This window comes from Aquimarina celericrescens (assembly GCF_042682765.1).
Classification (GTDB): Bacteria; Bacteroidota; Bacteroidia; order Flavobacteriales; family Flavobacteriaceae; genus Aquimarina; species Aquimarina celericrescens.
Window position 1 is genome coordinate 169,450 of sequence record NZ_JBHUHY010000007.1, and the last position, 22,100, is coordinate 191,549.

Genomic DNA, 22,100 nt, shown 5'->3' on the forward strand with positions numbered 1-22,100 from the left:
CGCGACAAGGAAACAAAGTTTTTGAGTTTACATTTTTTGCTTACGCCGAGTCACCGAAAATAAGAAAATAAAGACAGCAAGAAAAATAGCAATTCTGGCAATATAATCTCCCATTCTTACATAGAAAGTAATTTTGTTATTTATTTTTAGAGTTCCTTTTAGAGTTCCTTGTTTTTCGTATTCCAATTGGTCAATAATGTTCCCTGTTTGATCTATAATAGCTGATATTCCTGTATTTGCACTTCGAGCAATACTTCTTCTGGTTTCTATGGCCCTAAGTTTTGCATAATGCAAATGTTGTTTGTGTCCTTGAGTGTTATCCCACCAGGCATCATTTGTAATTATAGCGAGAAAATCTGCTTTATTCCTCACATATCCGGTTGCAAACTCACCATATACGCTTTCATAACAAATCATGGTTCCTACGCCAATACTGTCTTTGGTGAAAAATACTTCCCGATCTTCTTGAGTCGTTTTTTTGGCAACTGTACCTCCTAGATCAATCATGACATCCCCCAGAATCGGTTTCAGAACACTTTGGTAAGGGAAATTCTCTATGCCAACTACTAACTTACTCTTATGATATAAATCGTAACTATTGTCGGGGCGAACAAAAAAAGCAGAATTGTAATCGTCATAAAATATATTTTCTTTATAAACATTTGTCTGGGGATGAATCCTTGAAGGATCATTAAAAATGTCGATTAGAGAAATGCCAGAAAGGAAGTGTGCATTTGAATAGCGTTGCAAAATGTTTTGAGCTGTTCTTTTGGCAATAGAGTTGGGAAAATTATTTAATCTATTATTATCTGCAAAAACAGTTTCTGGGGCGATAATGAAATCGGTACTTTCAGTAATCTTATTGGTGGTTAGTTTGGTAAGCAAGATTCCAATACGATCATCTGAAGTATTGTATTTTTCATGGTAAGGATTGATGTTAGGTTGTAAAATCAATACTTCAATATCTTTACCATCTTCTTCATATGTTTTTAATAGTATAATTGAAATTATAATAGGGATGAGGATAATAAGTCCACTATGCAAGGCGGCTTTATAAAGAATAGCTTTGTCTCTATGTTCTAAGAAAAGTAAAATGCTTTTAAAAATAGCGATATTGACAATCCATACCCAAAGTGTGCCACCAAAAGTACCTGTATATTCATACCATTGGATCCAAGAGGTAAAACTTGCAAATCCGTTACCCAGATTAAGCCATGGCCATGATACTTGCCATTGCAAATGAAAATATTCAAAACTTATCCAGAAACAAATCAAAAATAAAGTACTAATTGAAAATTTGATTCTTTTGGCAACGATGTGATATATTAGAAATACAACAGTCATTAATAGACTATTTACAAGTATTGCTACCGTCATCCCAATAGCTGTAGAGTGAAATATCCACCAAGTTGTGATCAAATTCCAAATAAAAAATGTTAAATAGGCAAGTCCGAAAACCTGAGTCTTACTGTATTTATTTTCGCGAATATTATATTCTGCAATTAAAAGAGGAATAAAACCAAAAAATAAAAATAGAGGAAAACCATAGGTGGGCCAACTAACTGCAAGTAAGAGTCCCGATATAAGGGACAATAATATGTTTCTCATAAAAAAAGCTTCCTTATTAATAACGAAATTAAACTTATTTAGTTACAATTAATAAAATTGAATACTTCTTTTTTTGTTAAGTTTGATCCTAATAGTTTACTATTTTTACAGAAAACCAAAATTCTATGTGGATTAAAAAACAAATACCAAATATAATAACCCTTCTTAATCTTTTTTGCGGGTGTATTGCGGTTATTTTTGCAGTTCAGGGGCATTTGGAGTTAACAGCATTGTTTGTTATGTTGGGCATAGGATTTGATTTTTTTGATGGACTAGCGGCAAGATTGTTGAATGCTCAAAGTGAGTTAGGATTACAATTAGACTCTTTGGCTGATATGGTTACAAGCGGAGTGGCACCAGGGATTGTGATGTATCAGTTATTATCTCAGGTATTTGGAAAACCTTTTTATGTAGCACCCGGATCATGGAACGCAGAACAAGTTATGGCTAGTCTGGATTGGTCTTATATATCCTTGTTAGGTTTATTGATAACATTGTCCTCGGCTTATCGCTTGGCTAATTTTAATGTTGATACTCGTCAGACTACATCTTTTATAGGGTTACCTACACCTGCAAATGCATTATTAGTTATCAGTCTGCCACTCATTCTTAAATTTCAGCAAGAAGCATGGGTGATAGAGGTTATTCTTAATGAATGGTTCTTGGTTGGATTGACTTTGTTAAGTTGTTATCTCTTGAATGCCGAGATAACACTTTTTGCCTTAAAGTTTAAAACCTGGGGCTTTGCCGCAAATAAAGTTAGATACGTTTTCTTGATGCTTACCGCAGTATTGATTATTCTTCTTAAGTTTATCGCAATACCACTAATTATTCTTTTATACATTTTGGTATCAGTATTTTTTGGAGGAAAATCAACTGATGGAGAAATAAATTAATTGAAATCCAATTTCTTTTTTCGTAACTCAAAGTTTTGACCCAGGTATACTTTTCGAACCATTTCATCTTCTGCTAATTCTTCGGGTATACCTGCTTTCAGGATACTCCCTTCAAACATCAAATAGGTCCTGTCTGTAATGGCAAGAGTTTCTTGTACGTTATGGTCGGTGATTAGAATACCAATATTTTTGTTTTTTAATTGAGCTACAATACGTTGAATATCTTCAACGGCTACAGGATCTACTCCAGCAAAAGGTTCATCCAGTAAAATAAAATTAGGATCGGTAGCTAGTGCTCTTGCAATTTCGGTACGACGACGCTCTCCACCACTCAAAAGGTCTCCACGATTTTTACGTATATGTCCTAAACCAAATTCTTCTATTAAGGCTTCCATTTTATCATGTTGTTCCTTTTTAGAAAGCTTTGTGAGCTGCAAGACACTAAGAATATTATCCTCTATACTCAATTTTCTAAATACCGAGGCTTCCTGAGCCAGGTAACCAATTCCGTTTTGTGCTCTTTTGTACATCGGATATTTAGTAATGTCAATATTTTCCAGAGTAATTTTACCACTATTTGGTTTTACCAATCCCACAATCATATAAAAAGAAGTTGTTTTACCGGCTCCGTTAGGACCTAAAAGACCAACAATTTCTCCTTGATTAACTTCAAGAGAGATTCCTTTAACCACTTTGCGACCTTTGTATGACTTAACTAAATTATCTGCCTTTAACTTCATAATAGAATAACTTCTTTAAATTTGTAGTGTTGCTAAAATGAGCGTGTAAATTTACACTATTCTTTGTAACAATTTTGATTTCAAGAATTCTTTGCTTCTAATGCATCCCAGAATTCATAAGCACGACGCAAATGTGGGATAACAATGGTCCCACCTACTAATGTTGCTATACTCAACGCTTCGACTACCTCTTCTTTTGTTAGTCCTTCTTTATGGCAGGTTTCAAGATGATAACGAACACAATCATCACATCTTAATACTGCAGAGGCAACCAATCCCAAAAGCTCTTTGGTCTTTATGTTTAGGGCACCTTCCATGTAAGCATTAGTATCGAGATTAAAAATTCGCTTTATGACCTTATTATTATCCTCTAGAATTCTTGAGTTCATCCTTTCTCTATAAGCATTGAACTCTTCCACTATATTACTCATTTAGTTTGTTTTTGTAGTTTTTTGTTTTCTTTTTTAATGACCATTTTAGAAATGAAAATACTTACTTCGTATAATACTAAAATAGGAATAGCAACTATTACCTGACTGGCAATGTCTGGAGGAGTAATGATAGCAGAAAGTATCAGTACTATTACCAGTGCAAATTTGCGATATTTCTTTAAGAATTCTGGAGTAACCAATCCTACTTTGGTAAGAAAAAACATGATTACAGGTAGTTCAAAAATTAATCCGCATGCTATAACAGACGCTCGTAGCAGTCCAATATAACTATCGATATCAAATTCATTAAGCACTTCTTTACTAACTTGATATCCCCCTAAAAAATTAATTGATAATGGGGTGATAACGTAGTATCCAAAAAGTACGCCTAAAAAGAAGAGGCAAGAGCATATAATGATAAAACCTTTAGAATATTTCTTTTCTTTGTCATACATAGCAGGAGCAATAAACTTCCAGAATTCATATAGAACATACGGAAATGCCAGAATAAAACCGGCCGTTATCGAGGTCCAAATATGAACAGAAAATTGCCCGGCTACTTTTCTACTTTGTACACTAAAAGGCAATTCCTTAAAGCATAAACTTTCATCTAAACCCATAAGCTTAGATAAGTTACACAGACCTTTATACGTTGGAAAGTCTGGTTTTTTTGGGCCAAATATGATTACATCAAAAATAAATTCTTTTGCAATAAATGCAACGATACCAGCGATAAGTATAGCCATGGTGGACCTTATCAGATGCCAGCGAAGCTCTTCTAGATGATCCAGAAAAGACATAGATTGAGGGTTCCTTTTAGTGCTTTTTGCCATTATAAAATACCTTCTCTTATTAGATCATGAATGTGTATTAGACCAGTGTATTGACCGTCTTTTTCTGCAAGTAACTGTGAAATTGAGTTTTCCTCTAATTTTTCTAAAGCGTCAACAGCCATAGCATCATCGTCGATACGTTTGGGGTCGGTAGACATAATATCCTTTGCTGTTAATCCTTCAAAAGAAGTATTTGTGGTAAGCATCCTGCGCAAATCCCCATCTGTAATGATCCCCAGAATAGTGCCATTATCGGTTACTGCGGTAGCGCCTAGTCTTTTTTCGGTCATTTCAACAATCACGGTATTGATATTAGAATCAGGGGACACCTGAGGTTTTTCGTTTCGGGAAGTAATATCACTCACACGCAGGTATAATTTCTTGCCTAGTGCACCTCCAGGGTGATATTTGGCAAAATCGTGACTAGAAAAACCTTGAAGGTGTAATAAACAAACCGCCAAGGCATCACCGATAACCATTTGTGCTGTGGTGCTCGTGGTCGGTGCTAAATTATTGGGACATGCTTCTTTTTCTACAAAAGCGTGCAATATATAATCTGCTTCTTTTCCTAAAAACGACTCTTTATTTGCGGTAATGCCAATAATTGTATTTTTAAAACTCTTAATTAAAGGGACCAATACTTTTATTTCAGGAGTATTTCCACTTTTAGATATACAAATAACAATATCATCTTCGAGGATATTTCCTAAATCCCCATGAATGGCATCTGCGGCATGCATAAAGACCGCTGGAGTACCGGTTGAGTTCATAGTCGCCACAATTTTGGTAGCGATAATGGCACTTTTACCTATTCCGGTTATAATAACTCTGCCTTTCGAATGATGTATGGTTTCTACTGCATTAGAAAATTCTTCATCAATTAACTCTTCTAAATAAGCAATTGCTTTGGCTTCTTCGGCAATGGTTTTTTTTGCGTAAGAGATTATAGTATCTTGGGTATTCAAAATTTGAAAAATTTGCATGTTATAACTAAAGATTTTATTATCTTTAATTTACGCAAAGGTATACAATACCTTATTAATTTTAAATACTGTCAAAAAAAAGCATATTAATTTAAGCTTTATTATCTTTGTCAGGCTAAAATTGAAACTGAAAACTTCCACTTAATCTGTATTGGGGAAACAGATTGTAGTGCTGGTGAATCTTTATTTAATTGGTATATAAAAGTTAAATATTTAATGAGTTTGAATGAAACTGACTTGCAAAGTGCTTTAAAGAAGCATTTTGGGTTTAGTCAATTTAGAGGACTACAGGAAAAGGTGATACAAAGTATTCTCGAGAAACAAAATACTTTTGTAATAATGCCTACAGGTGGAGGAAAATCCCTATGTTACCAACTACCTGCTTTAATGTGTGAAGGAACTGCTATCGTAGTATCTCCATTAATTGCATTAATGAAAAATCAAGTTGATGCCATACGCAGTATTTCTTCAGAAGAGGGAATTGCGCATGTATTGAATTCGTCTTTGAATAAATCGGAAGTAAAAAAAGTAAAAGGTGATATCACTAGCGGTATTACTAAACTTCTATATGTTGCTCCAGAATCCTTGACCAAGGAAGAATACGTCGATTTCTTAAAATCGCAAAAAATATCATTTCTTGCTGTAGATGAGGCACATTGTATTAGCGAATGGGGACATGATTTTAGACCCGAATATCGTAATCTAAGGAATATAATTAAAAGAATAGGCGAAGATATTCCGATTATAGGGCTTACCGCAACCGCAACCCCTAAGGTACAAGAGGATATACTTAAGAATTTAGGAATGAACGATGCAAGAACCTTTAAAGCATCTTTTAATCGTCCTAATTTATTCTATGAAATAAGACCCAAAACTAAAAATGTCGATGCAGATATTACCCGTTTCGTGAAACAAAATAGTGGTAAAAGTGGTATTATTTATTGTTTGAGTAGAAAGAGAGTCGAAGAACTTGCTCAAACTTTAGAGGTTAATGGCGTAAAGGCGGTACCTTACCATGCTGGATTAGATGCTAAGACAAGAGCAAAGCATCAAGACATGTTTTTGATGGAGGATGTCGATGTGGTGGTAGCTACCATAGCCTTTGGAATGGGAATTGATAAACCCGATGTGCGATTCGTGATCCATCATGACATGCCAAAAAGTATAGAGAGCTATTATCAAGAAACAGGTCGTGCTGGTCGTGATGGAGGAGAAGGGCACTGTTTGGCATATTATGCCTATAAGGATATCGAAAAACTCGAAAAATTCATGAGTGGGAAACCTGTCGCAGAACAGGAGATAGGTCATGCATTATTGCAAGAAGTTGTAGCCTTTGCTGAAACTTCAATATCAAGACGAAAATTTATTCTACATTATTTTGGAGAGGAGTTTGACGAGGTAAATGGTGAAGGAGCAGATATGGACGATAACGTTCGAAATCCTAAGAAAAAACATGAAGCCAAAGATGAAGTAAAGCTTTTGCTTGAAGTAGTAAGTAAAACAGGAGAGATTTATAAGTCAAAAGATCTGGTTAATACGCTTATAGGTAAGAGTAATGCGCTGATCATTTCGCATAAAACGCATCTACAATCTTTTTTTGGAAGTGGAAAATCAAAAGATGCTAAATACTGGATGGCTTTGGTGCGTCAAGTTCTGGTGGCCGGATATCTGCGTAAGGATATCGAAACGTACGGTGTTATCAGGATTACTGAAGAGGGAAAAAAGTTCATTAAAAACCCTGTAAGTTTTATGATGACCGAGGATCATGTATACAACGAGATTCGTGATGATTCTATTGTGACAGCAACAAAAAGCGGAGCTAAAGGAGGGGGCGATGATAAGTTGGCCGGAATGTTAAAAGATTTACGAAAAACAGTAGCTAAGAAGTTAGGAGTTCCTCCATTTGTAGTATTTCAGGATCCTTCTATCGATGATATGGCCTTAAAATATCCAATTACAATAGAAGAGCTTGGCAACGTACATGGAGTTGGAGAAGGGAAGGCAAAGAAATATGGAAAAGAATTTGTTGAGCTCATCGCAAACTATGTAGAGGAGAATAATATTATGCGTCCAGATGACTTTGTGGTGAAGAGCACCGGGGCTAATAGCGGGCTTAAATTGTATATCATACAAAATGTAGATCGTAAATTACCACTCGATGATATTGCTTCGGCAAAAGGCATGGATATGCCTGATTTTATTAAAGAGATGGAAGCAATAGTGTATAGTGGTACCAAACTGAATATCGCCTATTGGATTGATGAAATTCTGGATGAAGACCAACAAGAAGAGATTCATGAGTATTTCTTAGAGGCCGAAAGTGATAAAATTGATACTGCTATTGAAGAGTTCGATGGAGATTATGACGATGAAGAGTTACGTTTATATCGAATTAAGTTTATTAGTGAAGTGGCAAATTAAAACTTTATACTTTTAATAAAACAAGACACGGCTATCTTTTAAGATAGCCGTGTCTTGTTTGAAATTAATCTGGAAGATCTATCGGATCACAAATTGGTAAATGGTGAATGTTACAATAGAAAGGTCCTGTGAAGCATCCTGTTGGAGATGATGGCGCACATTCTGGTGGAGTTCCTCCATTAAGTAGTATTTGATCACTTTTTCTTAGCGAGTGCACTCCTTCTAGATTTAAAATGTTGTATAACATAGTATTAGTTTTAAGAATCAAATTTTATAAAGTACAGCATTATAATTTATCTAAGTTGTAAAAAATAAGCTGCATTAGAGCAGCTTATCTAACAATAGCATTCTAGTAACAAAAGCATAAAGGATTTCCTTGGTAATATCCTTCATGGTGTCCTCCGCTAGATGGACCTACTCCACATTGCCATTGTGCTGTTCCGCAACAGATAGGATCACCTAGTGCACAAGTAGGGCCTAACACAGGTCCTCCTCCTGTCACTTTTTTTTGCGCAGATTTTTCAATGATTAAAGAACCTTCTAATTTTAAAATGTTTTTTAACATATTTTTTATTTAAAGATTAATTGTTCCTGATCGTTTAAAGACACTCAGGGTTATGTCATTTAATTATGCGATCTGTATTATAAGCAGTGCACATGAATAGAATCACAACTTTGTTCTGTAAGCCCACATTCTCCCGTTTGAACTATACATTCTCTTGAAAAGCATGGTGTTGCAGCGGAAGCCGTGGGGCAATTTCGGGTTCCTCCTGGAGGTGGGCAATTTGTGGTAGTCCCTAGGTTTCCTCCTTTAATTATAGAACTATTTAACCTAGAGATTGTGCTCTTGTTTAATGATAAGCTGTCTAATTTTTTTTTCTTCATGATTTTTACGATTTAAAAATGATAAGATCTTGAACATTTAAAGACACTCAAGATATATGTCTTTATCATAATGTTCTCTAATCATAAAAATGTTACTATTAAAAACTGATTTTTTAATTTAATTTAAATAAAGAGCGAATTTCTGTAACACAAAAACTGGGAATAAACTGATTTTTTCCTTATGATAAAGGAATGGCTAGAAAGATTTATTATTTCTTTTAGAAATGAAGAAATAGAGTGCTAAAAGGAGTAAAATAAGAATAATACTAGCATTTAAAATATCTAATCGATTGGATTCAGGTAACAAGATTCCTGTATCTCCAATTAATATCAAAGGTGCCCAATAATATGGTGATGCCTCTGCATCTACGTTGGCATGTAAATAATTTAGTTTGGCAATTCGTAGTGCTTCAGATTTGGATTTTCCTTGACTAAGATTTTTATAAAAATCAGAAGTAATAATAGCTGTTGCTTTATCATTAGTTTGCCATAAAGATGGGATAACTGTATTAGCTCCAGATTTAAAAAAACCTCTTGCCAAACTCATTACACCTTCTCCACGTCTTATTTCCCCCAGTGAAGTGTTACACGCACTAAGCACCACTAATTCTGCATTATTCTTTAGTGTATTAAGTTCGTCAATTGTTAATTTTGATTTACGGAACGCAATCCAGGGGGCAATAGAATCTGACGCGTCTGCATGTGTTGCTAAGTGCAAAATCTTATATTGGTTAGAATTTTGTATGAAGGTTTCCTTAAGAGCTTGGTCTTTAACTAATAAAGAACCGTCATAATATACATTGGCTTTATTAATTTCTTGCTCACTTTTTGTTAAGGAAGAAAGCCCATTTGAAAACCGAACTGGTGCTACGCCCAAAAATTCTTTATCTGCTTTTTTGAGTATACTGGAATTCTCTTGTTGAAAAGATAAAGAATATGTATAGTTGATTTCATTACTCTCGATCATATATTTGCCAGATTCTAAATCTGTGATCAACGCATCAAAAGGCACGAAACTAAGAAAATGATCTGCAACAATAGTGATCTTTTTATTTTTCATTTCATCCCTAATTGTTTTCGGAAAAAGCTCAATATAAAGTTGATGTGCTATTTTTTTATATGAGTTAATATCTTCGGTAGTTTTGAAAGGAGTGTTTAGTTTTTCTCTTAGAAGGGAAATTTTGTCTAGTAAACTTTTAATTTTTTTGAGTTTGAATAGTTTACGGTGATTGCAAGATATAACCATTCCATAGGCATCTGGTAAAACACGAGCAACCGTCTCTGCCATTGTATATTGTATGATGATTTTGTCATCTTCTACTTCTAGTTCCGAATAAGGTAAGATTTTAGGACTATTAATCGATGAAAAATACACAGGGTATAGAGCCGAGAGAGAGTCCTTAAATTGTTGAATTTCATTTTTTTGAGCTAAAATAATTTCAGAGATTGAATCTTTCTGAGTCAGTAGTGCTTTTTGAAATAACTTCTGAAGGTGAAAAATTTCATTTTCAATTTCTGTTTCTTTCTCCAGAACTTCATTAGGAATTGTAGCCTTTTTTTTAATAACCTCTAGAGTGAGCAATAATGCTTTATTCTTTTCCATAAAGTAGAAAGCTTCTTCAAGGTTGTTTAACCTGTAACAAGCTTCCAATCCTATAATATAAATTTGCGAAGCCAGACTTCTCCATAAAAGTTTGGATCTATGAGAAAGATTCTCATTCATCATGGAATCAACCAACTCGTCACTAGTTTTTACAGTTCTTATGACATTCACATATGAAATGGTATCGTTTTCTTTTTCAGCATTAGCCAAGTATGCTTGAATTTTCCTCTTTAATAACTCTAGGAAAACGGCTTTGTCGTTAATTAGAGTGAGCTCTTTTTTTGATGGAAGCCAGTGTACATCTTTAATTTCTTTGCTGAAATAATTTTCAAACGCTTTTTTGTAATATATCTGAGCTTTTAGGTATTCCTTTTCTGTAAAAGAAGATAAACCAAATCCCATATAGATTTTGGGAATCAAATAACCGGCATCTTTAGTATTAGTATAGGATAAAGCTCTATTAAAATATTCTTTTGCAAGTGAAGAATTCGTTTTGCTATAGATAATGCCTAGGTTTAAATTAATTTGCGCTAAGTTCTTATCAATTTTCATTTTTTTAGCGATCTCAAGAGCTTTTTCAAAATATGCTATAGATTTATGCATATTTTCAACACCAATTTTTTTAAAATACATATCACCCAAGTTATTATTAATGGCATATAGATCATGTATTCTTGGTTCTTTTATCGTTTGAATTATGGAATCAGCAATTTGTAGATGCGAAATGGCTGTGTTAATACTTTTTTGATTTCTGATGTTCTTGTAAGCGATTGCAATATTGATATGATTCGAAATAATGAATATCTTGTCTTTTATTGGATCAAAATATTTAAATGCTTGAGATTGATTTTCTACGGCCTGATACAAATCTCCGAGTTTCCTGTAACAATCTCCGATAAGCGCATACGCTTTTCCGTTAAAAAAGATAGATTCTTTGACCTCAAGCATTTTTCTAAAATAACGAATTGCGATAGCATAATTTCTCCTGCTTTTATTAAAATTTGCGTAGTTATAGTAACTTCTTTTAAGTTGTTCAGGGTTGAAAGGAACTGCTTTTTCTTTAGCCTCATAGGCTATTTTGGTAATTTTTATCGCTTCACTCCATTTTTTTTCTTTATAAAATAGCCATCTGCCTAATTGGTGCGCATCAAGTCCTAATTGGGTATAATCGCCGTTTTTTTTGTGGGAGCCAAGAAGTTGCTCATATAACGATAATTTTTCATAATCAGAACCACTTAATCTGTGAATCGAATCTAGCTCAAAAGATATTTTCTGACCCATTACTGAGTGGATCAGGAAATATATACATATAAATTTATATGACTTACAAAATCTCATATGTTCTTAACATTGAGTTATGTAGTTATTAGAATTATTAAATTGAAAAATAATAAAATTTTAATTAGGGAATATTTGTGATGGGCAAATTATCATCGTCTGGATGATCAGGATCTATTGGATTGATATCAGGATCATCTCCTGTTGTCTCTTGACAGAGGGAATAATCAAAAGAATTACCTGTCTGGTACACTGGGGAAGAATCAACGTGTGGTGGTATTGGCGCACCACCTTCACCTATAGTCAAACTCTCTTCCGCATCAATAACAATATCTTCTTCCTCTTCGTTTTTTGTATAATATACCATATCACAAGGAACTTTCCAAATTTCAATAGATGGACATAAAGATTTTAATTCAAAAACGGAATTACTAAACCATGCTTCCGCTGCAAGTAATTTGAAGAGCCTTCTATTGCCTAGAGACATGTTTCCGTAATCTATATAAATTATTTTATAACAAGTAGAAGGAACCATTGAGACATTTTTATCTTTTCCTTCTTTGACTACAGAAAAATCCTGTGATATAATTTCCTCCTGTTCGTCAAGGGTGCAACTTTGTATACCCAGTGTCAAAATTGCAGCTAAAAATAATATAACTGTTTTTTTCATATTTAAAATATTTTTTTTGTTTTCTAATTTATTAGTATGTTTCCCAAGTATTAAAATGTTACCTATCAAAAATAGAAAAAATAATAAGTAAAGATTTTTTAATGCTTAAAGAAGAAAAAGATCTTTTAAAAGAACTAGCCCTAGGAAATAAAAAGGTAATACAAAAATTGTATACTTTAGTTTTTCCAAAGATTAAGAATTATGTTCTAAAAAACAATGGGGGCTCTGTAGATGCAGAAGATATTTTTCAAAAAGCATTGCTTCAGTTAATCGCACGATATAAAACCAGGTCTTTTACTATAGAAAGCTCTATTGAAGCTTATGTTTTTGGTGCTTGTAGAAATTTATGGCTTAGAGAATTGAAAATAAAAAGTAGAATAGTAACAAAAGATGAAATAGTTGCACTGGTAAGCGAAGAGGATAATATGACAATGGCTATTTTAGAACAAGAGAAACGGGAGTTATTTCAAGAGAAATTACATGATTTATCAGATAACTGTAAACAGTTACTTGAGCTTTTTTTTCAAAAAGTACCTTATAAGGTTATCGCCGAGAAATTAGGGTATAATTCGGATAATGTTGTAAGACAACGAATTCATAACTGTAAATCACAATTAACAAAATTAATAAAAAATGACCCTAGATACAAGAAAATAAAGGATGTATGAGTGATTTTTTGACGGAAATAGATAAATATTTAGATGATACTATGTCTTCAGAAGAAAAAAAAGCTTTTGAGGATAGGTTACGTACAGATTCATTTCTTGCCGAAGAATTAAAACTTCAAAAGGATATACGATTAATATATGAAGATAAGGAATGGATCCAAGGCAATAAATCTGTTTTAAGAAGTAAGCATGCAAAAGAGTTGAACTCCTTTCTCAAGAGTGAAGAGGCTTTTTCTTTACAAAAAACTATAAAGGAAGTAATCCTTGAACAGCAAGATACAAATTCAAGGAACCGAACGTTTTATTTTGTTGGAATAGCTGCTGTACTTGTAGTTTTAATCGTTATATCCTTTTTTATCAACTCAGAAAATAAATATGATCAATTATATTCGCAATATATTCAATTAGATTCTCTTCCTTCTTTGGTAACGCGAGGAGAACAGGATACACAACTTATTATAAAAGGTCAAATGTATTTTGAAGATCAAAAATATGAAGAAGCAATAAGGGCATTTTCTGAGTATCGAAATAGTATTACATCAAAATCTATAGAACCTTCAGTTTATGTATACACCGGGATTTCGTATATAGAACTCAGAGATTTTGAAAATGCCTTAAAACAATTCGAACTTCTGTCCAAATCTAATACGTTACATAGTAAAAAGGCAAATTGGTATAGAGCTATGGTTTATTTAAAACAAAATAACGATAAAGAACTTAGAAATACACTACAATTAATTTTAAGTAATGTTGAAAATTATAATTTTCAGGAAGCCTTAGAACTTGTAAATAAAATAGATAAATAATTTTTAAGGTTATTTGGTATAACTGACCATTATCATTTACTTATCTTTGCAACTTAAAAATTAAAACGCTTAAAACAAAGTTGCTATGCAAGACGGATTATACGCAAAATTTAATACAACCAAAGGAGAAATCCTTATCAATTTAGAATATAAAAAAACACCAGGAACAGTAGGAAACTTTGTTGGCCTTGCTGAAGGAAACATTGAAAATGAAGCTAAACCCCAAGGGAAACCTTATTATGATGGTTTAAAATTTCATAGAGTAATTGCTGATTTTATGATTCAGGGAGGAGATCCACAGGGAACAGGTGTTGGAGGACCGGGATATCAATTCGATGATGAAATACATCCCGAACTTAAGCATGATGGCCCTGGAGTATTATCTATGGCTAATGCAGGACCTGGAACTAACGGGAGTCAGTTTTTTATTACGCATGTAGAAACCTCGTGGTTAGATGGTAATCATACTGTTTTTGGAAAAGTAGTAGAAGGACAAAAAGTAGTAAATGAGATTGCTCAAGGCGATGTCATAAACGAAGTAGAAATAGTAAGAGTGGGAGAAGAAGCCAAAAATTTTAATGCGGTTGAGAGTTTTAGACAATTTAATGGAGCTAAGGCAGAGCGAGAAGCTGCTGCAAAAAAGAAATCAGAAGAATTGCTTGAAGAACTAGCTAATGGATTTGATAAAACAGATAGTGGCTTGCGATACAAAATCATCGAGAATGGAAGCGGGCAAAATGCAGAAAAAGGAAAAACTGTTTCGGTACACTATAAAGGGAGTTTAACCGATGGCACAATATTTGATTCTTCATACAAACGCAATCAACCTATTGATTTTCCGTTAGGTATGGGGCAAGTGATTTCCGGATGGGATGAAGGAATTGCATTGCTTAAAGTAGGTGATAAAGCTCGTTTTGTAATTCCACCCAATTTGGGATATGGTGAAAGAGGTGCGGGTGGCGTTATTCCTCCTAATGCGACATTAATTTTTGATGTTGAATTGGTTGATGTTAAATAGTAGAGTTTTTTTATTGAACTTATATAGAAAATCCCTCTTTACAGTAGGGATTTTTCTTTTTTTAAAGAGACCTACGATAGGATTTTATGAAATATGTTAAACAAGTTTTTTGTGTTATGTCTTTTATTTTTAATATTTTAACGCTAGTTTTTTTCTTTTGTTAAAAATCATTTAGTTAAAAATAGTAGGTAAACCATACTTTTATTAATACTTTAACCCAAAATAGCTTTACCCCCTAGATTATGAAAAAACTGTTATTAACCTTATTTATTCTTTGTAATATTTCTTTTTCCTTGGCACAGGATGAAAAAGATATTCTTAGTACTATAAAGGATCAATTGGAAATTATCGATAGCTATATTGAATTTGATACCTTTTACCTTGATCCAGAAGAATTTTTGGATAAAATGGCTGATCATGGAGCAGAACTTAATGGTTATTATGAACATGAGCGGCTCAAAAAGATGGTAAGAAAAGTCGGTACCCGAAAAGCAGATGTAGTGACTACATTTTATTTTTGGAATGACCAACTAATTTATGTGAATTATAAACAAAGACCATATTTGACGACGACTAATTCTAATGGACAAAAAGCCTTAGACTACTCAAAAGCATATACTAAATATGAGTCGAAACATTTTTTTAATGGTGGAGAAGAAGTGAAAAAAGAAGAAACCGGTAGTCCAATGGGCGAAATAACTCCGGAAGAAAACTTTGTTGAGTATGCAAATAAAATGAAAGGCTTATTAGATAATAAATTCTATAACAGGGATACATACGAAGCTCTGCAAGGAAAATGGCTCTTTGTGCAGAATACAGATGATTATATTATTTTCGAGGGAACAATACGATTTAATTTTTATGACGGAAAGTTTGCCAATCGTTTAAAAACAAGGATAGATGATGGCGTATTAGAATGTTTTTTTCCTATGGATGATCGTTTGTATAGATATAAGATCCTCGATTTAAATAGTAACATTCTCACCCTTGTAGATCTTTTTTCTAAAGAAGAGTTTGTATACGCAAAAGTAGATCAGTAGTTATGAATCTTAGGTATCCAATCGGAAAGTTTGAATGTCCGGAAACTATAACTCCTGAACATCTTAGTAAATGGATATCGGATATAGAAAAGTTGCCATCAAAAATATCTGATTTGGTTTCAGATTTTTCACGCGGGCAGTTAGAAACTCCATATCGTGATGGTGGCTGGACAGCAAGACAAGTGATACACCATATTCATGATAGTCATCATCATGGATATATTAGGTTTAAATGGGCAATGACCGAAGAAAAGCCATTAATTAAAGCATATAATGAGCAGCTATGGGCTGAATTATTTGATACCAAATCAGCTCCAGTTAGTTTATCCTTAGATCTTATAAAAGCCTTACATGCCAAATGGGTGTTTTTTTTGAAGGGATTATCGCCTATTGATCTTAAAAGAGAGTTTATTCACCCCGAAGGGAATATTACCATTTCTTTAGCTGAAGATATAGGGATTTATGCATGGCATGGAAATCATCATTTGGCTCATTTAAAAATTATTTCAGAGCTCTAAATGAACAAAATCATTCTTTGCATTTCTCTATACCCATCTTTTAAGCCAGGGTATTCTAACTCATAAAAAGAAACTGTTTTAAAACCAATTTTTTTATAGAAAGTAAGCGCTGGACTTGTGGTCATTACATCTAGCCAAATTATTTTCTTATTCAGGTGTATTGCAAAGTTTTTTATAAAATCAATCCCTTTTTTACCAATGCCTAAACCTATTGATTCTTTTAACAGGTAGATTTTTTCCAGCTGTAGTGCTTCAATTTTTGTATGCTCCATGATTTCCTGATGCTGCCGTATTTTTAACAGACCTAAGTTTTTGGTGTCTTTTTCAACTAAGAAATAAATTATATTACTACTTGTAAAGTCTTTAGTAAAAGCCTTTTCAGTAAAACTCAGGTTGATATAATAGCTCGGGTCATCGTTTTTCCAAATGTGGGTATAATGTTCTGGGTAGAATTGCTGACTTATTGCTACCAAATCATTAATATCACCTTTTGAACATTTCTTGAATATGATTTCAGAATTCATATACTACTCTTTCCACTTAATGTTACAACCAATACTTGGCTTTTGATCTACAGAAACAGTTGTATTACGAAGTACAGCGTCTAATGCTTGTCTTAGATCGCGGCCGTTCACCGGAATTCCGTTGCCCGGTCTCGAATCATCCAGTTGTCCCCTATAGATAAGCTTTAGTTCTGCATCAAACAAATAAAAATCTGGAGTGCAGGCAGCATCATAAGCCTTTGCCACATCTTGAGTTTCATCATAGAGATATGGAAAAGTATACTTATTTTTTTGGGCCGTTTTCCACATTTTTTCTGGCGAATCCTGGGGGTATTTTTCAACATCGTTACTGCTAATAGCAACAAAACTAAATCCCTGAGCTCTATAATCATTAGCTACCCTAACGATTTCTTCGTTTGTGTGAATCACAAAAGGGCAATGATTACAAATAAACATAATTACAGTTCCTCTTTCTCCTTTTACGTCTTTTAAAGATACTTTGTTTTTAGTAATCGTATCAATCAGAGTAAATTCGGGTGCAACGGTGCCTAAAGGCAGCATATTTGATAGTGTACGAGCCATAACTACTTTTGTTTTTCTTAAGTTCTAAATTACAATTTTCTCTATTAATGAGTCTAAAAAATATTATCTTAGTTACATCAAAAATTAATAATTATGAAAACGTTGGATGTTTGGTTCAAGGAGTATGCAGTAAGTCATCAAAACAAAACTAATATCGTAATTCATTTTATTTGTGTTCCTGCAATATTTTTTTCTATTGTGGGGCTTTTAATGAGCATTCCAAATGGTTTTTTAACTTCTATTATACCAGGGGATAATGCTTTTATAGAGAACTGGGCTTTTGTAGTATTGTTATTTGTTCTTTTCTTTTATGTGAGGTTATCAGTAAAGATGGCACTACAAATTTTGGTTTTTTCTGCTTTTTGCATTATTGCTAACTATTTTATTAGTTTATATGCGCCTTTATGGATAGTTTCAAGTGCTATTTTTATTGCCGCATGGATCGGACAGTTTTATGGGCATAAAATCGAAGGTCAGAAACCTTCATTTTTAAAAGATCTACAGTTTTTGCTCATAGGCCCTGCATGGGTGATTCAAAAAATGTTTGGAAAAGAGTAATATGACCTTAGAAAATTGGAAAAATTCAGGTTCTTATTTTGAATATAAAGATAGTTATCAAATATTTTATAAAGAGTCGGGTAGTGGTGAACCTCTCATTTTAGTGCACGGATTTCCTACAGCATCTTGGGACTGGTGTAAGATATGGAATTCTCTTACAGAAAAATATCAGGTGTATACACTAGACATGATGTGGGATACGGTTTTTCGTCTAAACCATCAAATTTTAAATATACTATTGCAGCCCAGGCTGACTTATGGGAGGCTTTTCTAAAAGAAAAAAAACTGTCTTCGTTTCATATTCTTGCTCATGATTATGGAGACACTGTTGTACAAGAAATGCTGGCAAGATCAAGAGAGAATTCTAAATATGAATTTAAGATTAAATCGGTTTGTTTTTTGAACGGCGGCATGTTTCCGGAAACCAACTTTCCCACGGTTACTCAGAAACTTTTGTTAACCCCCTTGGGTAATGTCTTGAAACATTTTATGGGAAGAAATACCTTGGCGAAGAACTTTAAAAATATCTTTGGGAAAAACACCCGGCCAAGTGAGCAGGAAATAGATGAATTTTGGGAGTTAGTTGAGTATAATTCCGGAAAGAATGTTATCCCAAAACTTATTAAATATCTTACCGAAAGAGATACGTATAAAATTAGATGGAGAGAGGCAATACAATACGCAGATGTACCCAAACGATTGATTGATGGAGGCATTGATCCAATTTCAGGAAAACATATGGCAGAATTTTATAAAAAAATCATACCTAAGGCTGATGTTGTTATTCTAGAAGAAATTGGTCACTATCCCCAGGTAGAAGCACCTAAGCAGGTGTTATTTCATTATAATGAGTTTAGGGCCAGGATCAACTCTCAAAAACCTCAAATATAATCGTAGAATTATAAAAAATAATTTGTGTTACTTAACCACTAACCACTAACCACTAACCACTAACCACTAACCACTAACCACTAACCACTAACCACTAACCACTATATCTACATTTCGTCACTGAAGAAAATAGCATTCATTAACAATTTGTTTGTTCCATACCAAAAAGCTCTGAAGTTGGTGTTGTCAGTAAATAAAATTATGTTTCCCTTTCCTAAGTCATTATGTCTAAATGGTACAGTGCCAGATAATGAGTCAAGATTCTTTTTACTTATATAACCACTTAACAATGGGTTTTTGGTATAGGTAATAGGGTTATTATAGCTTTGTTTGTCTGGTTTTATAAAAAATGTGGTGTTTCTAAATAAAGAGATTCTATCATTTTTATAGCCAAAATTAACAGGGTGTGAGCGATCAATAGCAGCTTCAAAGATAGCGCCTCCTATCACCTGTGCTCCCGAAAAATCTCGTTTTTGTTCAAATGATATGTTTGTAGCGTCGTTTTCTGGCTTTGCAAATTCGATTTTCATGAATTCGTTATTTTTAAAAAAATCGGCAGCATTTCTATAGCCAATTAGGGTACCGCCATTACGAATCCATGTTTTCAGCCTTTCTTCTTGACCTTTTTTGAAACTATGACCCCGATGATTAGGTAAAATGATATGCGTATATCTTGACAGATCAAATCTGTTAAAATTTTCTATATTTAGTTTCGTAATAGGGATGTCATAGCGTTGATCCATTAAATGCCAGATCTCACCTGCATCATAGGGAGTAATTCCGTCACCTGTAAATAAACCAATTTGTGGAAGCGACAATGCTCTAAATTGATTGCTGCCCAGATCGATACCTTCAGTAAGACCTGTTGACACGCCTGTAATGTCCACATGATTTTCTGAAGCAAGTTTTTTAAGGAATTCGTATAGCTCTTTCGTGGCAAGCTTTTGATTTTGAACAGGAATCATAATAGTTCCGTAGTCATATTCATTTTGCTCAAGAGTAAATGGCTTCATTCCTACTTTGGCACGTAATCCTTTATTAAGAATCTGGTATAGTGCCCTTGGACTATAATACTCATGCCATTCCATGAGATATGCATAATTACTTTGGGATACTGGCTTGGACTCTCTATGTTTTAAGTCGGATACTTCACTTCCTATATTTGATGACGACACTTGATCTGCATAATCTAGATTAAAAGAAAGCGGGAATGTCCATGCTGATATATCATAAAAGAGGCTATCCTGAAATTTTGTTCTTTTTTCAAAAATAGCTTTGATCAACCTGCTTTGTTTTTGGTTTTTTGGGACTATGAAACTATATCCTTTTTTAAAATTTTTACCCTTGATGGATATATCTTGTACCGGATTGTATAATTTTATTTTGTGTCTATTCAGAATCTCGGCCAAATGATATGCAGAAGCCGCGTCTTTTTCATTTCCGAAAATATAGGCATCTTTCGTAATTTCTTTTCTGGCGTTATTGTAAAAGTTTCGCTTGTACTGAAGCAATTCTTTACGCATGGATTTTGCTGCTTCAAGGGTTGATAGAGCAGCAGTAAACTGGTTTCTTATGGTAAAAGGAAATGTAAGTATACCATTATCAGTTTCTTGAGCGTGACCCCTGGAACTTCCTTGCTCAAATAAAATACCAATTCCACCATTTATATCAGGAAAAGTAGAACCTTTTCCATAATAAAAATCATCAAAATTTTCTTCAGTGTAATATAAGGATCCAATATTGTCTAATGCTTTTGCATGGTAATTGGCAATTTTTTTGGTGAGTTCCTGATTTAATTTGGGAGTTAACGGGTGGGTTCTTGATTGTATCCCTGGTTGAAAAAAGAAAGTACTGTTAGATCCCATCTCATGATGATCGGTCAAAACATTCGGGTACCATTTATGAAAAGTTGAAATTCGAGCCTTTGATTCTGGTAATTGTACCGGTAACCAATCACGATTCATGTCAAACCAATAATGATTGGTTCTTCCACCCGGCCATACTTCTCTATATTCTCTATCCTGAGGATCGGGATTAATATTTTTGCTTTTATTCGTATTGGCCCAATAGGCAAAACGCTGTAATCCATCGGGATTAAAAGAAGGGTCAAATAAAATTATGGTATTGTTAAGCAGTTCTTCTATTTCCTGACCTTGTGCAGCTGCCAGATGATATGCAGCTATCAGTCCTGCATTCGCACCACTAGGTTCGTTACCGTGAATAGAGAAGCCTTGATAAACGACCGCCGGCAAGGTTTCAATATCGACGAGACCAGAATTAATTTCGGTTAGCTGAATATGCTGCTCTCTAATTTTTTTTAAGTTTTGATGATTTTTTTCTGAAGTTATGGTAAGTAATAGAAGGGGACGGTCTTCAAAAGTTTTTCCTCTATCTTCAATAGTAATTCTGGGAGATGAATCGGCTAGCGCCATCATATAGGTAACTAACTTATCATGAGTTACATGCCATTTTCCTGGTACAAAACCTAACACACTTTGTGGGGTAGGAATGGCAGAATTATAGGTGACATTTTTTGGGAGATAATATTCTAAAGAAAGATCATTTTGTGAGTAGGTGATAAGACTAAAGAGTCCTAGAATGACTGTAAAAATATATTTCATTTCAGTTTGGTTGTATTATATAATCGGTGAATATAAAAAAAACCGTTTCAGAGAATGAAACGGTTTGCATAACTTTAACTTACGTTAAAAATTCTTTTATATATCGTCGAAGCTTACATCGGTAAAACTTTCTGCAGATACTTTTTCATCTTTTTCTACGGATGAATCAGTATCATACGATTTTTGATAATCTTTTTGATGTCTTTCGCTGATTACTTCTTCACCTTTTTCATCTACAATATAGCTGGTCATCTCATTTAAGATATCAGTAAATCCAGCAAAATCTTCTTTATAAAGATAGATTTTATGTTTTTTGTAGTGAAAAGATCCATCGTCGTTAGTAAATTTTTTACTTTCTGTTATGGTCAAGTAGTAGTCGCCCGCCTTAGTAGCTCTTACATCAAAGAAATATGTTCTTCTTCCTGCTCTTAAAACTTTTGAGAAAATTTCTTCTTTCTCCATCATTTCATGGTCGCTCATAATACCTATTTCTTAAATTAATTAATATGCTATGATCGTTTCAAAAATCTAAAAAAAATGTTAATCG

Annotated in this window: 23 protein-coding genes; 9 read left to right on the forward strand and 14 right to left on the reverse strand. The window is 33.7% G+C overall.

Features of this window, described 5'->3' with window-relative positions; translation table 11 throughout:
* Positions 1 to 27: 27 nt before the first annotated feature.
* Positions 28 to 1,608, reverse strand: coding sequence for an apolipoprotein N-acyltransferase (gene lnt, locus ACFSJT_RS09800; RefSeq protein ID WP_378320078.1), 1,581 nt, complete (start codon positions 1,606 to 1,608; stop codon positions 28 to 30).
* Between the two features lie 131 nt (positions 1,609 to 1,739).
* Here lnt and ACFSJT_RS09805 point away from each other — a divergent pair, with 131 nt between their 5' ends.
* Positions 1,740 to 2,504 carry a CDP-alcohol phosphatidyltransferase family protein gene (locus tag ACFSJT_RS09805; protein ID WP_378320177.1) on the forward strand — a complete coding sequence of 255 codons (765 nt, stop codon included), beginning with the start codon at positions 1,740 to 1,742 and terminating at the stop codon, positions 2,502 to 2,504.
* Here the strand turns inward: ACFSJT_RS09805 and lptB are convergent.
* The 4 genes from lptB to ACFSJT_RS09825 form a co-directional block, all read right to left on the reverse strand.
* On the reverse strand, positions 2,501 to 3,244 hold the full coding sequence (lptB, locus tag ACFSJT_RS09810) for an LPS export ABC transporter ATP-binding protein (protein WP_378320079.1): 744 nt from the start codon (positions 3,242 to 3,244) through the stop codon (positions 2,501 to 2,503). The two genes, ACFSJT_RS09805 and lptB, sit on opposite strands and share 4 nt — an antisense overlap.
* A gap of 80 nt (positions 3,245 to 3,324) precedes the next feature.
* Positions 3,325 to 3,675 (reverse strand): carboxymuconolactone decarboxylase family protein, encoded by a 351-nt coding sequence (locus tag ACFSJT_RS09815; protein ID WP_378320080.1) that lies wholly within the window; start codon positions 3,673 to 3,675, stop codon positions 3,325 to 3,327.
* A complete protein-coding gene (gene tatC, locus ACFSJT_RS09820) occupies positions 3,672 to 4,508 on the reverse strand; it encodes a twin-arginine translocase subunit TatC (RefSeq protein WP_378320081.1) in 837 nt (278 codons plus the stop codon). Before tatC ends, ACFSJT_RS09815 begins: the two co-directional genes overlap by 4 nt.
* Positions 4,508 to 5,491, reverse strand: coding sequence for a KpsF/GutQ family sugar-phosphate isomerase (locus ACFSJT_RS09825; protein WP_378320082.1), 984 nt, complete (start codon positions 5,489 to 5,491; stop codon positions 4,508 to 4,510). Before ACFSJT_RS09825 ends, tatC begins: the two co-directional genes overlap by 1 nt.
* Before the next feature lie 216 nt (positions 5,492 to 5,707).
* On the opposite strand from ACFSJT_RS09825, the gene ACFSJT_RS09830 reads away from it, so the two are divergent.
* Positions 5,708 to 7,912 carry a RecQ family ATP-dependent DNA helicase gene (locus ACFSJT_RS09830; protein WP_378320083.1) on the forward strand — a complete coding sequence of 735 codons (2,205 nt, stop codon included), beginning with the start codon at positions 5,708 to 5,710 and terminating at the stop codon, positions 7,910 to 7,912.
* A 64-nt stretch (positions 7,913 to 7,976) separates the two neighbouring features.
* Here ACFSJT_RS09830 and ACFSJT_RS09835 read toward each other — a convergent pair whose 3' ends face one another.
* From ACFSJT_RS09835 to ACFSJT_RS09855, 5 genes are all read right to left on the reverse strand, one after another.
* Positions 7,977 to 8,159 (reverse strand): hypothetical protein, encoded by a 183-nt coding sequence (locus ACFSJT_RS09835; protein WP_378320084.1) that lies wholly within the window; start codon positions 8,157 to 8,159, stop codon positions 7,977 to 7,979.
* Between the two features lie 102 nt (positions 8,160 to 8,261).
* Positions 8,262 to 8,477: a hypothetical protein gene (locus ACFSJT_RS09840; protein ID WP_378320085.1), complete on the reverse strand. Its 216-nt coding sequence runs from the start codon at positions 8,475 to 8,477 to the stop codon at positions 8,262 to 8,264.
* Positions 8,478 to 8,554: 77 nt separating this feature from the next.
* Positions 8,555 to 8,797: a class I lanthipeptide gene (locus ACFSJT_RS09845; protein ID WP_378320086.1), complete on the reverse strand. Its 243-nt coding sequence runs from the start codon at positions 8,795 to 8,797 to the stop codon at positions 8,555 to 8,557.
* Positions 8,798 to 8,993: 196 nt separating this feature from the next.
* Positions 8,994 to 11,681: a CHAT domain-containing protein gene (locus ACFSJT_RS09850; protein ID WP_378320087.1), complete on the reverse strand. Its 2,688-nt coding sequence runs from the start codon at positions 11,679 to 11,681 to the stop codon at positions 8,994 to 8,996.
* Between the two features lie 121 nt (positions 11,682 to 11,802).
* Positions 11,803 to 12,348, reverse strand: a complete 546-nt coding sequence (locus ACFSJT_RS09855) for a hypothetical protein (RefSeq protein ID WP_378320088.1) — start codon at positions 12,346 to 12,348, stop codon at positions 11,803 to 11,805.
* Between the two features lie 101 nt (positions 12,349 to 12,449).
* Between ACFSJT_RS09855 and ACFSJT_RS09860 the strand changes: the two genes are divergently transcribed.
* The 5 genes from ACFSJT_RS09860 to ACFSJT_RS09880 all read left to right on the forward strand — a co-directional run bounded on the left by ACFSJT_RS09860 (position 12,450) and on the right by ACFSJT_RS09880 (position 16,398).
* Positions 12,450 to 13,016 (forward strand): RNA polymerase sigma factor, encoded by a 567-nt coding sequence (locus ACFSJT_RS09860; protein ID WP_378320089.1) that lies wholly within the window; start codon positions 12,450 to 12,452, stop codon positions 13,014 to 13,016.
* Entirely contained in the window at positions 13,013 to 13,822 is an 810-nt protein-coding gene (locus tag ACFSJT_RS09865; RefSeq protein ID WP_378320090.1) for a tetratricopeptide repeat protein, read from the forward strand. The genes ACFSJT_RS09860 and ACFSJT_RS09865 overlap by 4 nt, the downstream gene beginning before the upstream one ends.
* An 85-nt stretch (positions 13,823 to 13,907) precedes the next feature.
* Complete coding sequence (locus ACFSJT_RS09870; RefSeq protein ID WP_378320091.1) at positions 13,908 to 14,840, forward strand: peptidylprolyl isomerase; 933 nt, start codon at positions 13,908 to 13,910, stop codon at positions 14,838 to 14,840.
* A 242-nt stretch (positions 14,841 to 15,082) separates the two neighbouring features.
* Entirely contained in the window at positions 15,083 to 15,880 is a 798-nt protein-coding gene (locus tag ACFSJT_RS09875) for a hypothetical protein (RefSeq protein ID WP_378320092.1), read from the forward strand.
* Positions 15,881 to 15,882: 2 nt separating this feature from the next.
* Positions 15,883 to 16,398: a YfiT family bacillithiol transferase gene (locus tag ACFSJT_RS09880; RefSeq protein ID WP_378320093.1), complete on the forward strand. Its 516-nt coding sequence runs from the start codon at positions 15,883 to 15,885 to the stop codon at positions 16,396 to 16,398.
* Here the strand turns inward: ACFSJT_RS09880 and ACFSJT_RS09885 are convergent.
* Positions 16,395 to 16,922, reverse strand: coding sequence for a GNAT family N-acetyltransferase (locus ACFSJT_RS09885; protein WP_378320094.1), 528 nt, complete (start codon positions 16,920 to 16,922; stop codon positions 16,395 to 16,397). The two genes, ACFSJT_RS09880 and ACFSJT_RS09885, sit on opposite strands and share 4 nt — an antisense overlap.
* Before the next feature lie 3 nt (positions 16,923 to 16,925).
* Positions 16,926 to 17,483 (reverse strand): thioredoxin family protein, encoded by a 558-nt coding sequence (locus ACFSJT_RS09890; protein ID WP_378320095.1) that lies wholly within the window; start codon positions 17,481 to 17,483, stop codon positions 16,926 to 16,928.
* Positions 17,484 to 17,576: 93 nt separating this feature from the next.
* Between ACFSJT_RS09890 and ACFSJT_RS09895 the strand changes: the two genes are divergently transcribed.
* Entirely contained in the window at positions 17,577 to 18,041 is a 465-nt protein-coding gene (locus tag ACFSJT_RS09895) for an Mpo1 family 2-hydroxy fatty acid dioxygenase (protein WP_378320096.1), read from the forward strand.
* Between the two features lie 144 nt (positions 18,042 to 18,185).
* Positions 18,186 to 18,932 (forward strand): alpha/beta fold hydrolase, encoded by a 747-nt coding sequence (locus ACFSJT_RS09900; protein ID WP_378320097.1) that lies wholly within the window; start codon positions 18,186 to 18,188, stop codon positions 18,930 to 18,932.
* A 107-nt stretch (positions 18,933 to 19,039) separates the two neighbouring features.
* Here the strand turns inward: ACFSJT_RS09900 and ACFSJT_RS09905 are convergent, their stop codons facing one another.
* Both ACFSJT_RS09905 and ACFSJT_RS09910 read right to left on the reverse strand, forming a co-directional pair.
* Positions 19,040 to 21,553: a M14 family metallopeptidase gene (locus ACFSJT_RS09905; RefSeq protein ID WP_378320098.1), complete on the reverse strand. Its 2,514-nt coding sequence runs from the start codon at positions 21,551 to 21,553 to the stop codon at positions 19,040 to 19,042.
* A 96-nt stretch (positions 21,554 to 21,649) separates the two neighbouring features.
* A complete protein-coding gene (locus ACFSJT_RS09910; RefSeq protein ID WP_378320099.1) occupies positions 21,650 to 22,033 on the reverse strand; it encodes a PUR family DNA/RNA-binding protein in 384 nt (127 codons plus the stop codon).
* Between the last annotated feature and the right edge of the window lie 67 nt (positions 22,034 to 22,100).